This window comes from Bacillus sp. Je.9.29.b (genome assembly GCF_051129925.1).
Lineage (GTDB): Bacteria > Bacillota > Bacilli > Bacillales > Bacillaceae > Bacillus > Bacillus safensis.
In genome coordinates this window covers 402,789-415,440 of the sequence record NZ_JBCPSO010000005.1, presented here as the reverse complement: position 1 = coordinate 415,440, position 12,652 = coordinate 402,789, and the positions used below count along the sequence as shown (strand labels likewise).

The window sequence follows — 12,652 nt, the reverse complement described above, 5'->3', positions numbered from 1 at the left end:
TCCATCAGGTTTGGTGGCGATAGCGAAGAGGTCACACCCGTTCCCATACCGAACACGGAAGTTAAGCTCTTCAGCGCCGATGGTAGTTGGGGGTTTCCCCCTGTGAGAGTAGGACGCCGCCAAGCTTTTTGTTTATATCCTTCCAATGGAAGAAGTTACTTTATCATTCCGCAGTAGCTCAGTGGTAGAGCTATCGGCTGTTAACCGATCGGTCGTAGGTTCGAGTCCTACCTGCGGAGCCATGCTTCCATAGCTCAGTAGGTAGAGCACTTCCATGGTAAGGAAGAGGTCAGCGGTTCGAGCCCGCTTGGAAGCTTTCCTCTATATGTTAATATGACAAGGTTTCTCGATGATGAGAAGGCTTTTTTTGTTTGTTTACATATATATTGAACTGCTCGATGATCAGTAGACTGATGACATTAGGAAAGAGAATAAAACGGCTTGCACAGAAGTGTTGCATCGATTTTTTACTTATCTCCTTCTTTTTGTTCTTGATTCTTCATTCTCTTTCTTTTATTCTTACTAAAGTGATATCCTCTATATCAAAAGACTCTGTACGTTCCTCTTTTCCCCCGAAAGTGAAGTATCGTTTGTTTTCCCTTTCTTTATCTCCAGGTATAGTTGCTCTTCTTTTTCCATGTACGGTATGTATATAAAAAGGAGTAGATGATTTGAAAGATTTATTTGTAAAGCAAGAATGGTTTGGACATGTACGTCAGGACGTGCTTGCGGGTATATTAGTCGCACTGGCTTTAATTCCTGAGGCCATTGCGTTTTCGATTATTGCGGGCGTTGATCCGAAGGTCGGCTTGTATGCATCGTTTTGTATCGCGATTGTGATTTCGTTTGTTGGTGGACGCCCAGGCATGATTTCGGCTGCAACAGGGGCTATGGCCCTCGTCATGGTTAACTTGGTCGCTGATCATGGGTTGCAATATTTGTTTGCAGCTACGATTTTGACGGGTTTGATTCAAATTGTGTTTGGATTGTGTCGAGTGTCTCGTTTGATGAAATTTATTCCGAGGTCCGTCATGGTTGGCTTTGTTAATGCGTTGGCTATTATGATCTTCATGGCTCAGCTTCCACATTTCGTTGGGGAAGCAATGGCCATGTATATGATGACAGGGGGCGCCTTGCTGATCATTTATTTATTGCCTATGGTGATAAAGGTGATACCTTCCCCACTCATTGCCATTATTGTAATGACGATATTGGCTGTATTTGGACATATTGATGTTAGAACAGTTGGAGATATGGGAGAGCTTCCTGATTCTTTGCCTGTTTTTCTGATTCCTCAAGTTCCGTTTAACTGGGAAACACTTGCTATCATTTTTCCTTATTCTTTAGCACTTGCGATGGTTGGTTTACTTGAGTCTCTTTTAACCGCACAGATTGTCGATGATATGACAGAGACGTCTAGTAATAAGAACAAGGAAGCGAGAGGTCAAGGGATTGCCAATGTGGTTGCTGGATTCTTTGGTGGTATGGCTGGCTGTGCGATGATTGGCCAATCTGTGATTAATACGAAGGCAGGAGGACGAGGCCGGCTTTCTACCTTTGTAGCGGGTGCTTTTTTAATGGTGCTGATTTTTGTACTAGGTGATGTCGTGGTTCAAATTCCGATGGCTGCTCTAGTGGCTGTGATGTTCATGGTTTCCATTGGCACATTTGATTGGAGTTCCTTTCAGCAGCTAAAAAAGAATCCGAAAACAGATTCTATTGTGATGGTTGTCACGGTCGTGACGGTGGTGTTGACTCATGATTTATCAAAAGGCGTTTTTGCAGGTGTACTGCTTAGTGCGGTATTCTTTGTCGCAAAGATATCGAAGCTTCATATTACATCTAAAGAAAGCCAGGCAGGTATTTGGGAATATCGAGTTAAAGGACAAATTTTCTTTGCTTCTGTCACTGACTTGATCCAAGCTTTCCATCAGGGGAAAGAACTCCAATCTGTTGTAATTGATTTGTCTGAAGCACGTATATGGGATGAATCAGGTGTATCAGCGATAGAACGTATAAAGGAAAGGTATCAAGCAAATGGCGTCCAGGTGGACGTAGTTGGAATGGATACATCAAGTCAAAAGCTTATGAAACAGGTGAATGGTTCTTAAAAAGGGCTTTCTGTCTGTTACAATAGAAAGGGTAAGAAAGTGAAGGGATGGAGGTGGCCGGCATGCTTGTGCGTTTAAATCAAGTGCTCGGCCGGATGATGCCGCTCATTACACCTTTTAGTGTGTTACTCGGTGTTTTATTGGCGGCCTATTTAAAGGATTTTACGTTTTTGGTGCCATGGGTATTTGCTGTTATGACCTTTGCAGGGAGTTTGTCTTCTACTTTTTCGGCTTTAAAGCATACGGTGATGCACCCATTACCTTTGATTTTATCGTTTATGATTTTGCACGTGTTGATGCCTCTTTATGCTTGGTCAGCGGGACATCTCATATTTGCGGGTGATGCCATGACGATCACCGGTTTGACACTTGCAATGGTGATTCCCACAGGAGTTTCTAGTTTAATATGGGCGGCAATGTATAAAGGGAATGTTGGGTTAACGTTATCCATTATTTTAATTGATACATTGCTTTCGCCATTGATTGTGCCAGCCAGTTTGTCACTTTTAGCCGGTACACAGGTTCATATGGACATGGTCGCTATCATGAAAGGGCTGTTTGGGATGGTGGTGCTTCCATCTATTTTAGGGATGCTCGTTCGTCAATATGCAAAGCCTGCTGTGACAAAAATGATCAGTCAGACACTGTCACCTTTTTCAAAAATAGGCTTGTTTGTAGTGGTGTCGATTAACAGTTCTGTTGTCGCGCCATACTTGCGTGAACTGGATGCCGCATTTTTTAGCAAGGCAGCGACTGTGTTTCTCATTGCGATGAGCGGATATGCGTTTGCATGGTTGATTGGAAAGACGATGAAATGTACTCAAGGAGAGATTGTGGCCATCGTGTATACGGGCGGTATGAGAAACATTAGTGCGGGGGCTGTGCTTGCCATTAGCTTTTTCCCGCCTGCTGTCGCTGTTCCTGTGGTGATTGGCATGCTGTTTCAGCAAGTGCTTGCTGCCTTGTTTGGTTTCTTACTCAATCGTTTTGAGCTGAAAGCACCTGCTGTGACCAAATCTTTCTCATGAAAAAAACCTCCATCCTCTGATAGATGGAGGTTTTTTCTATGATCTTAATAGATGAGATATTTTTTTCGTTTCTTTTCGAATGTTTTGAGGTCGTGATGATAGCGTTTCATCATGTGTTTGACGGAAGTTCCTTTATTGATTTCTTCTTTCATCCAGCCATTCCCGATGAGTTTGTCAAAGCTGCCAGTTTGAAGGAACTGAAAGTCATTAGGGTATAAATCATGTATTGCTTTGATAATGGATAACCCCGTTTTCACCGCTTCGAAGGATGAGCGGTCTGTGACGTATAACTGCACACCATGAGATAGTGTACCGGCATGTTTAGAAAATGTGGGGGTGAATGACACAGGTCTAAATTGAACGCCTTTTAGTTTTAGCTGATTTAAATGATCTGCCAGCTCGCTGCTATTGATATATGGTGCACCAATGAGCTCGAATGGTTTTGTCGTTCCTCTGCCTTCAGAGACATTTGTGCCTTCAATTAATCCTGTGGCAGGATATACAAAGGTACTATCCACTGTTGGCATGTTAGGAGAAGGAAGGACGAACGGCAGCTTTGTATCATCGAATGTCATGGACCGCTTCCAATTTTTCATTTTGATGACTGTTACATCAGCATTGATATGAAACTCTTTGTTAAACAGTTTTGCAAGTTCACCAGTGGTCATTCCATGTCTTAATGGGATTGGATAGAGCCCTACAAATGAGGCGTGTTCAGGCTCTAAAACAGGTCCTTCTACTTTTAGTCCGCCAATGGGATTTGGGCGGTCTAGGACAACAAAGGGAATGTTGTTTTCTTTAGCGGCTTCCATCGCATAGGCCATCGTGTAAATATAGGTGTAATAACGAGTACCAACATCTTGAATATCAAACAGCAGGACATCTACTTTTTTCAGCATTTCAGGAGTTGGCTTTCTTGTTTTTCCATAAAGAGAGTAAACAGGAAGACCTGTTTTTTCATCGGTATAGGATTCGACGCCTTCTCCTGCTTGTGCATCGCCGCGCACGCCGTGTTCAGGTCCATATAAAGCAGTGAGCTTGATATTTGGATGTTCAAATAGGAGATCGACACTGCTTTTTATATTTGCATCAATGCCAGTCGGGTTGGTAATGAGACCAACTCTTTTCCCTTTTAGCCATGAAAGGTTGCTTGAGAGAAGTGTTTCGATCCCTGTTTTGACTGCTGTTTTTTTTCCTTTTGTATCTGTTCGTTCTTCTGCGGGAGAGGCGGCGGTCAATGTGCTCATCATGAGAAAGCTTGCGAGTATGAAACTGACTGTTTTCTTCAAGACAATCCCTCCTATTTGATCTGTTTCCCTTTCAAGTTGATGCCATAGCCGAATGGGTAAAGGGTTTGATTTGGATGAGTGACAGATGGGATATCAACTGGCAGTTTCCCTTTAGGTGATGCAGCTCCAAATATCACTTCTAGTCCAGCAGGAATATTTGGCTGATTGAATTGTCCGTTTGAGTAGCCTTTAAAACCGTACACAGCTAGTAAGGCATCGGCTTCTTCAAAATTTGCCGCATCATAAGGGTTTCTAAGACTCATGATGACCATTTTTTTGTTTTGTGCTGCTGCTTCTTTCATGACAGCACGAGGGAAGGCGGTTGCCCATTTTTTCGGGTCCTGGACATTGTCATCAATTACACCATCATTCACAGCTGGGTCATTTTGGACAACGTAAGAGCCAGTGATGACATAGTCAGCTTCTTGTATTAGTTTGGCCGAGTCTTTGGTGAACGTTTTATCCGCAAAAGCATATGACTGGATGCGTACAGGCTTGATCTTTTTTTGTTTCATGAGAGATTCGACTGTGACAGACATTGCTTTTGTCTGATCTTCGTAAGGTGCCATGACCACGATTTTGTCATTCTTTTTAGGCTTGAAAGGTAAGGTCTTTTTGTTGTTTTTAAGCAGGGTGATTCCTTCACGTGCCATTTTTTGTTCTGCTTTAAGGTGCGACTTTTTCCCGACGACTTGAGTGGCTTTTTTGATTTTTTTCTCAAGACTGATTGGTTTTTTGGAGGAAATAATGCCGCGTTTGATTTTCAATTGAAGAATTTTTTCGACAGATTCGTTGATCTGCGACATCGGAATCTCTTTCTTTAAAATCGCTTGTTTGACAGCATTGAATACATTCTCTAGGTTTTTCTCTGTTTTTAATGAGGTGACTGGTGCTGGCATGAGAGCGATATCGACACCTGCTTTAATGGCCATCACGACGGCTTCTTCCTGTCCGAAATTATCTGCAATCGCTTTCATATTTAGAGCGTCTGTCACAACAACGCCGTGAAAGCCCATCTCTTCTTTTAATAAGTGTGTGATGACTTTTTTTGATAAGGTTGCTGGAACCATGATGTCCTCGCCATCTTTTTTGCTTCGATACGTTGTGTCATCAATGGCAGGAAATTGAACATGGGCGGTCATCACCATATCTGCACCAGCATTGATCGCTTGTTGGAATGGATACAGCTCAACCTTTTTTAAACGATCTAGGTCATGCTCTACGAGCGGCAAGCCGTAGTGACTATCGACGGCTGTATCACCATGTCCCGGGAAATGTTTTAGTGTGGAAATGGTCTTTTCCTTTTGAAGTCCTTTCATGGTTTGAAGGCCAAGTCTAGAGACAAGAGCAGGATCAGAGCTAAAGGAACGGACACCAATGACGGGGTTGTTTGGGTTATTATTCACATCAAGCACAGGAGAGAAGTTTGTATTGATGCCTAAGGCGTTTAATTCTTTTCCGATGATTTTTCCTGTGTCATATGCATTTTTTTTGCTTCTAGAGGCACCAATCGACATATTTCCTGGGAAATGTGTTCCCTTTTGTAACCTTGTGACGATTCCGCCTTCTTGATCAATGGAAATGAGTAAAGGAATGTTTGGTGATGCTTTTTGAAATTCATGGGTGAGTTTCACGGTTTGTTTTGTATCAACGACATTCTCGGCAAATAAGATGACACCGCCTAGATGATATTTTTCTACAAGATGAGATACTTCGTTATTCATCTTTGTGAAGCCTGTAGGTGCGGATTCATCTTTTGTTTGCCAATTGCGAAAGTCCGGCATGAGCATTTGACCTATCTTTTCATCCAGTGACATGTCTTGAACCATTTGTTTAGCGGTTGGCAGAGAGGCAGAGCTAACCTTTTCCGTTGGAATGGAAGAGGTTAGCAGGGCTAAAACCAGTGCAGCGGGGAAGAGAGCTTTCAACATCGAATTCCTCCTTTTACTGAAAAGATTCGTAGATTGCGGTCATGATGCTTCCATAAGTACCAGTTGGGAACAGGTCGCCTTCAAATTGATTAGGATTTGTTTCTGGTGAAACAACGGGTGAATGTTTTTTATTCGTCAGCAAGACGACACCTAAATTGTGTTTAGGATCAATCAACGTCATGGTGCCGGTCCAGCCAGTATGCCCATAGGCTTCGTTACTTGCATATTTTCCAAACATCCATTCCATGTCAGTATGACCGTTTTTTCGCCAGCCTAGCCCGTAAGTTGGGTTCGTATCAGATGAGGCTGTAAAGAGATCGATAGAAGCCTGATCAAAAATGGTTGTTTTTCCATAGCCTCCTTTGTTAAGCATCAGCTGTAGCAGCACGGCCATATCTGAGGTGTTCGAGAAAAGTCCAGCGTGGCCGGAGATACCTGCCATTGAGTAATATGCTTTCTCGTCGTGTACTTCACCTAGCAGGGTGTACCTTCGGATGTTTTCAAAATCGATTACACCGTCTCGTGAATTGCCTAAACGTTCAGTTGCTGCAAAATGCTTCGGCTTGAACCCTTTTTGCAGCGGATTGAACATTGTATGTTTGAGACCTAGCGGCCGATAAATTGTTGACTCGACATATTGATCAAGAGGCATGCCTGTTTTCTTCTCGATGATCATGCCTAGCAGCATGTAATCAATGTCACTATAAATGTGCTGGGTACCTGGCTTGTATTGCAGCGGTACCTTTGGCAGCCATTTCATCGTTGTTTTTCTGTCTTGAGAATAAAAAGAGCCAGCTGATTCTTTGCTATAAAATAAGACACTGGAAGGGAGACCCGCAGAATGGGTGAGAAGATCTTTTACCCGAAGCTGGTCTTTACCGGTTACCTTTGCATCAGGTTCATCCTGAAAATCTGGAAGGATGGTCTGTATTTTTTCGTTGACATCAAGTTTTTTCTCGTAGACAAGCTTTTGCAGGGCATAGTTGGTCGCATACATTTTTGTATTGGATGCCAAATCGAATAGTGTATCTTTTTTCATTTTTTTATACGATTTGAGTTCTGTTGTGCCATCATATTTTTGCCGGTAGCCATAGGCTTTTTGATGGACGATCTTTCCGTCCTTGATAATGATGAGAGCGGCTCCTGGAAATCCTGCTTTGATGTCATTTTGAATCATTTGATCAACCTTCCTCAGCTGCCTGGAAGAAACACCTACTTGTTCCGGTCGTTTTGCTTTTTTTAAGACGGGATATTCTTCAGGAGCTGTTTTAGACAAAGACGATACAGGATGGGAGCTAGTTGCAAATGTTTGTACTGGTAACCCAAGGAGCATGAGCAGACATGTGATCAAAAGAAAACATTTCTTCAAGGTCTAGACCTCCTTATTGATTGTGATCCTCGAACTCAACAGCCATATCATCATTAAACCCAAATAAGTATGTGAAGAAAAATCCAGCAACATATGCGATAAATAGTCCAATTAAGTAAAGAAGCATTTGATGTGTGTGAACAATAAAGGTTAATGGAAGACCGGATACCCCGATGGCTTTCGTCGCAATTTGGAAGTAGGCTTGAAATGCGCCGCCGATTCCTGCACCAAGACAAGCGGTGAGAAATGGTCGTCCCAGCGGGAGTGTGACACCAAAAATGAGTGGTTCGCCAATGCCCAGCATCCCTGAAGGAAGTCCACCAGCAATGGCTCTTTTGAGTTTTTTCTTTTTTGTTTTCATATAAATGGCGAATGCAGCGCCTACCTGTCCTGCACCGCCCATAGCGAGAATTGGCAGAAGCGGGTCATCTCCAATTGAATTGATGAGTTCCATATGAATCGGTGTCAGCCCTTGGTGAAGTCCTGTTACAACAAGTGGGAGGAAGGTAGCACCAAGAACAAATCCTGCGAAAATTCCGCCCATATTCAATAGATAAGTCAGTCCTGAGGTGATGGCATCAGATATAAATCCGCCGACTGGCATGAAGACAACGTACGTGAAAATGCCTGTAATGAGTAGTGTGATGGTTGGTGTGACGATGATATCAAGTGATTGCGGGACGAAGCGTCTAATTCGGGTTTCCACAAGTGCCATAAAGATGGCGGCTAGAAGAACACCGATGAGTCCGCCTCTGCCTGGTAGAATATTTGTGCCAAATAACATAATGTCTGCGGAGGCTGGGTTAATAATGAGGATACCAGCTAAGGCGCCTAACGCAGGAGAGCCTCCAAATTCCTTTGCGGCATTTGTTCCGACTAATATCCCGAGATAAGCGAAAAGTCCAGAACCGATAACCGTTAAAATAATCGCAGCTTGAGATTTTTCGTCAAGCCAGCCTGCTTGCACGATTGCTTTTGTTATCCCGGTAATCAGACCTGAGGCAACTAGTGCCGGAATAATTGGAATGAAAATGCTGGCAATCCGTCGTAAGAACAGCTTGAACGGTGTGCGGTTTTTTTGTGAAATGGCTTGCTTGTTTTTTTGTGCTTCGTTGTTTAAATCATAAGAGCCAGAGGCATTTAGCAGCTGTTCAAACGCACTTGATACTTGGTTGACAACGCCAGTGCCTAAAATGATTTGAAGCGTTTCTGCTTCGACGACGCCAATAACGCCATCGAGTTCTTTGATTGCTGTGACGTGAACTTTTTCATTGTCCATCGGTGTAATTCGGAGCCTTGTCATACAATGTGTATGGGAAGAGATATTTTCAGAACCACCACAGAGTGAAAGAATGTCTTTCGCCAACTGCTGATATTTCTTTTGATGACTCATGTTGAATCCCCCTTTGATTTTCGTTTCATGGAGCGGATGGCATGCCTTGTTTTGTCAATATATTGGGCTGTCTCTTCATATTGACGAGAAGCTAAACTGAGGAACAAGACATCAATTAAGTAGAGCTGTGCCATTCTAGAGGAAGTGGCAGCACTGCGAAAAGGTGCTTCATTGGAACCGGACGTCGATAGGTGAACATCACATAAAGCAGAAACGCTTGTATGACCTGGATGTGTTAAAGCAATGGTTTTCACTTGGTTGTCTTTTGCAAGCTGAAGGGCTTGAATGATGTCTAACGTTTCTCCTGAAAAGGAGATACCAAACACAATGTCATTCTCTCCCGCATTTGCAATAACCGTAGATGCAATGTGCATGTCAGTGAAGGCTGTCGCTGCATAGTTAATTCTGAGAAATTTCTGCTGGGCATCAGCTGCGACGATGCCAGATGCACCAACTCCGATAAAATGAATTTGATTTGCATGCAGCAGTAATTGAACAGCCTTTTCTAAAGCTTCTGGATTTAAAATAGAAGCGGTGTCCTTGATCGATTGAATCGAGTTTCCTGCTGTTTTTTGAATAATGGATTGAAGCGGTTCATCTTGTTCGATATCTCTGTAGCCTTGTTTATCGTCATGCATCAAGTCTCCAGCGATCCGCATTTTTAAATCGTGATAGCCATCCAGCCCGAGAGATTTACAAAGGCGGATGACTGCAGAGCTGCTTGCGCCGGCTGCCTGACTAATTTCATGTACTGTACTTTTAATGACTTTGTCAGGATGGGCAAGGATATAGTCTGCAATGATTTTTTCAGATTGGGGAAGCTTTGATTTGATTGTGTGTAGTAGGGTAAGTCCACCTGCTGACATGAGCTCTGCCTCCTTTAGGACTGATATCGTGAGATCGCTTTGTCAATATGGCCATTCGTTTTGTTGAGTAAATCTTTGGCTGTTTTCTTGTCTGTGTTTGTTTGGAGCATGACGATGGCAGTTTTGACTTCTAAGTCTGCTGCTTCAAGAGTCTTTACGGCTTGTTCGTAGGAAACATTTGTCACATGTTGAATGATGGTGATGGCGCGTTCTTTTAATTTATGATTGCTGACTTTTACATCAACCATCAGGTTTTCATATACTTTGCCTAGTCTAATCATGACTGAGGTGGAAAGCATATTTAAAATCATTTTATGAGCGGATGCTGCTTTCATTCTTGTTGACCCAGTGATGGCTTCTGGTCCTACAATGACCTCAATGGCGCAATCTGCAAGCTCGCTAATTTCTGCCTCTTCATTGCAGCTGAGTGCTACTGTTTTAGCTCCAATTGACTTTGCGTAGTTTAAAGCGCCGATGATATAAGGTGTTCTGCCGCTTGCGGCAATACCGACGACTGTATCTTTTGATGTCAGGTGAATGTGTACTAAATCCTGTTTGCCTGCTTCTTCACTGTCTTCCACATCTTCGGCAGCTTGAGAAAAAGCTGAGTCTCCGCCTGCCATGATGCCTACAATGACATCAGGTGAGACGCTATAGGTTGGTGGACATTCGACAGCATCCATTACGCCAATTCTGCCGCTTGTTCCGGCGCCTAAATAAACGAGTCTGCCTCCATTTAAGATGGATTCATAAGCAAAGTCACTTGCTGTTTTGACATGTGGAAGTACAAGGTTGACTGCTTGAGCGACCTTCATATCTTCTTCATTGATCATCTGGAGTATTTCCAGCGGATCTGCTTGAGAAATTCCCATTGTGTTGGGGTTTCTTGATTCTGTTGTCAAAGAACGCAGTTGAGATGGCTGCATGTGACATACCTCCTTATTTCTTCATTTTCAGTATATTGAGTATGATATGAAATTTCAATATTATATTTGAATATTGAAATTATATTTCAGTTAAATTGTTGAACGAATAGGGAGTAAATAGTTAGAAAATAAAAAAAATAAAAATCCCCTTTACAAAAGGGGGACAACCTGTATATAATAACTTTTGTCAGCTTCACGGAAACAACAAACTTGACAAACTGGCCCGTTGGTCAAGCGGTTAAGACACCGCCCTTTCACGGCGGTAACACGGGTTCGAATCCCGTACGGGTCACCATGATGTGGAGGATTAGCTCAGCTGGGAGAGCATCTGCCTTACAAGCAGAGGGTCGGCGGTTCGAGCCCGTCATCCTCCACCATATGCCGGTGTAGCTCAACTGGTAGAGCAACTGACTTGTAATCAGTAGGTTGGGGGTTCAAGTCCTCTTGCCGGCACTGTTTTTTCTTTATCAATTCCATATGTGGAGGGGTAGCGAAGTGGCTAAACGCGGCGGACTGTAAATCCGCTCCCTCCGGGTTCGGCGGTTCGAATCCGTCCCCCTCCACCATTTTTGGGCTATAGCCAAGCGGTAAGGCAACGGACTTTGACTCCGTCATGCGTTGGTTCGAATCCAGCTAGCCCAGTTAAGACACCTTTTTGAAAAAGGTGTCTTTTTTTATGTTGGCAGAGGGACTGTATAACTATTCAAAATGTTGTTGAGTTGAGTCAGAAGGCATCAAGAAAGTAAAATATAAGCATGAACGGAAAGGGGATGTACATATGGGAGAGCAAAAGAAGGTCACGATTATTGGAGTTCCAATGGATTTGGGTCAAACGAGAAGGGGTGTCGATATGGGGCCGAGTGCGATTCGTTGTGCAGGCGTAAAAGAAAAATTGGAAACGCTCTCATTTGATGTAGAGGATCTTGGAGATATTCCAGTTGAACAAAGAGATGATGAGAAAGGTTTATATACAAGTGAAAAGCTAAAAAATTTGACGGAGAATGCTGGGGCAAATCAGCTGCTTGCTGAGAAGGTTGACAGTATTGTGCAATCTGGTTCGTTTCCGCTCATTTTAGGCGGTGATCACAGCATTGCGATTGGCACACTTGCTGGGGTAGCCAAGCATTATGAAAACTTAGGAGTCATTTGGTATGATGCACACGGGGATTTGAATACGGAGGAAACGTCTCCTTCTGGAAATATTCATGGCATGCCGCTTGCTGTCAGTCTCGGTTTTGGGCATGCAGATTTAACGAACATTGGCGGTTATTCGCCTAAATTGAAGCCTGAAAATGTCGTTATAATTGGTGCTCGATCTTTAGATGAAGGAGAGCGGGCATTGATTCGAGAGAAAGGCATTAAAGTGTATACGATGCATGAAATTGATCGTTTAGGGATGACAAGGGTGATGGAGGAAGCCATTGCGTATCTAAAGGAGAGAACAGATGGTGTCCATCTGTCGCTTGATTTAGACGGACTAGACCCAGCGGAATGCCCTGGTGTAGGTACTCCGGTTGCAGGCGGCATTAGTTACCGGGAAAGTCATCTCGCAATGGAGCTTTTAGAGGAGGCGGGTATTTTAACGTCTGCTGAATTTGTTGAAGTAAATCCGGTATTAGATGAGAAAAACAAAACCGCAGAAGCGGCAGTTGCGTTAATTGGTTCATTAATGGGTGAAAAGCTATTGTAGAGCGGGACTTGTTCCTGTTCTTTTTTGTTTTGGGAAAATTTAAGGATAT

General features: G+C 43.2%; 9 protein-coding genes, 7 tRNA genes and 1 rRNA gene. 11 read left to right on the top strand and 6 right to left on the bottom strand.

The window, feature by feature from the left end:
- Nucleotides 1–9 precede the first annotated feature (9 nt).
- From rrf to AAZR19_RS12900, 5 genes are all read left to right on the top strand, one after another.
- Nucleotides 10–125: ribosomal RNA gene (rrf, locus tag AAZR19_RS12920) — 5S ribosomal RNA — on the top strand.
- A gap of 42 nt (nt 126–167) precedes the next feature.
- Nucleotides 168–242, top strand: a tRNA-Asn gene (locus AAZR19_RS12915).
- Between the two features lies 1 nt (nt 243).
- Nucleotides 244–316: transfer RNA gene (locus AAZR19_RS12910), tRNA-Thr, on the top strand.
- 355 nt (nt 317–671) lie between these two features.
- Complete coding sequence (locus AAZR19_RS12905; RefSeq protein ID WP_041106080.1) at nt 672–2,111, top strand: SulP family inorganic anion transporter; 1,440 nt, start codon at nt 672–674, stop codon at nt 2,109–2,111.
- A gap of 62 nt (nt 2,112–2,173) precedes the next feature.
- Nucleotides 2,174–3,139 carry a bile acid:sodium symporter family protein gene (locus AAZR19_RS12900; protein WP_034283929.1) on the top strand — a complete coding sequence of 322 codons (966 nt, stop codon included), beginning with the start codon at nt 2,174–2,176 and terminating at the stop codon, nt 3,137–3,139.
- 44 nt (nt 3,140–3,183) lie between these two features.
- On the opposite strand, the gene AAZR19_RS12895 is transcribed toward AAZR19_RS12900, so the two are convergent.
- From AAZR19_RS12895 to murQ, 6 genes are read right to left on the bottom strand one after another with little or no spacing between them, the layout of a single operon-like run.
- Nucleotides 3,184–4,428 (bottom strand): exo-beta-N-acetylmuramidase NamZ family protein, encoded by a 1,245-nt coding sequence (locus AAZR19_RS12895; RefSeq protein WP_041106081.1) that lies wholly within the window; start codon nt 4,426–4,428, stop codon nt 3,184–3,186.
- Nucleotides 4,429–4,439: 11 nt separating this feature from the next.
- Nucleotides 4,440–6,359: a glycoside hydrolase family 3 protein gene (locus AAZR19_RS12890; RefSeq protein ID WP_041106082.1), complete on the bottom strand. Its 1,920-nt coding sequence runs from the start codon at nt 6,357–6,359 to the stop codon at nt 4,440–4,442.
- Nucleotides 6,360–6,372: 13 nt separating this feature from the next.
- Nucleotides 6,373–7,728, bottom strand: a complete 1,356-nt coding sequence (gene pbp4b / locus AAZR19_RS12885; protein ID WP_176967374.1) for a penicillin binding protein PBP4B — start codon at nt 7,726–7,728, stop codon at nt 6,373–6,375.
- A gap of 13 nt (nt 7,729–7,741) precedes the next feature.
- Complete coding sequence (locus AAZR19_RS12880; RefSeq protein ID WP_041106086.1) at nt 7,742–9,121, bottom strand: PTS transporter subunit EIIC; 1,380 nt, start codon at nt 9,119–9,121, stop codon at nt 7,742–7,744.
- On the bottom strand, nt 9,118–9,987 hold the full coding sequence (locus AAZR19_RS12875) for a MurR/RpiR family transcriptional regulator (protein ID WP_041106088.1): 870 nt from the start codon (nt 9,985–9,987) through the stop codon (nt 9,118–9,120). The genes AAZR19_RS12880 and AAZR19_RS12875 overlap by 4 nt, the downstream gene beginning before the upstream one ends.
- A gap of 14 nt (nt 9,988–10,001) precedes the next feature.
- A complete protein-coding gene (gene murQ / locus AAZR19_RS12870; RefSeq protein WP_041106090.1) occupies nt 10,002–10,913 on the bottom strand; it encodes an N-acetylmuramic acid 6-phosphate etherase in 912 nt (303 codons plus the stop codon).
- A 220-nt stretch (nt 10,914–11,133) separates the two neighbouring features.
- Between murQ and AAZR19_RS12865 the strand changes: the two genes are divergently transcribed.
- From AAZR19_RS12865 to rocF, 6 genes are all read left to right on the top strand, one after another.
- Nucleotides 11,134–11,208, top strand: a tRNA-Glu gene (locus tag AAZR19_RS12865).
- Nucleotides 11,209–11,214: 6 nt separating this feature from the next.
- Nucleotides 11,215–11,290, top strand: a tRNA-Val gene (locus AAZR19_RS12860).
- Between the two features lie 3 nt (nt 11,291–11,293).
- Nucleotides 11,294–11,366, top strand: a tRNA-Thr gene (locus tag AAZR19_RS12855).
- A 28-nt stretch (nt 11,367–11,394) separates the two neighbouring features.
- Nucleotides 11,395–11,479, top strand: a tRNA-Tyr gene (locus AAZR19_RS12850).
- Between the two features lie 4 nt (nt 11,480–11,483).
- Nucleotides 11,484–11,555: transfer RNA gene (locus tag AAZR19_RS12845), tRNA-Gln, on the top strand.
- A gap of 136 nt (nt 11,556–11,691) precedes the next feature.
- Entirely contained in the window at nt 11,692–12,603 is a 912-nt protein-coding gene (rocF, locus tag AAZR19_RS12840) for an arginase (RefSeq protein ID WP_024424450.1), read from the top strand.
- The last annotated feature ends 49 nt before the right edge of the window (nt 12,604–12,652 follow it).

Bases quoted from the DNA above. Each gene is read 5' to 3' on its own strand.
- AAZR19_RS12890 (WP_041106082.1), bottom strand. From the start codon at position 6,359: ATGTTGAAAGCTCTCTTCCCCGCTGCACTGGTTTTAGCCCTGCTAACC.
- AAZR19_RS12875 (WP_041106088.1), bottom strand. From the start codon at position 9,987: ATGTCAGCAGGTGGACTTACCCTACTACACACAATCAAATCAAAGCTT.
- AAZR19_RS12880 (WP_041106086.1), bottom strand. From the start codon at position 9,121: ATGAGTCATCAAAAGAAATATCAGCAGTTGGCGAAAGACATTCTTTCA.
- AAZR19_RS12900 (WP_034283929.1), top strand. From the start codon at position 2,174: ATGCTTGTGCGTTTAAATCAAGTGCTCGGCCGGATGATGCCGCTCATT.
- rocF (WP_024424450.1), top strand. From the start codon at position 11,692: ATGGGAGAGCAAAAGAAGGTCACGATTATTGGAGTTCCAATGGATTTG.
- murQ (WP_041106090.1), bottom strand. From the start codon at position 10,913: ATGCAGCCATCTCAACTGCGTTCTTTGACAACAGAATCAAGAAACCCC.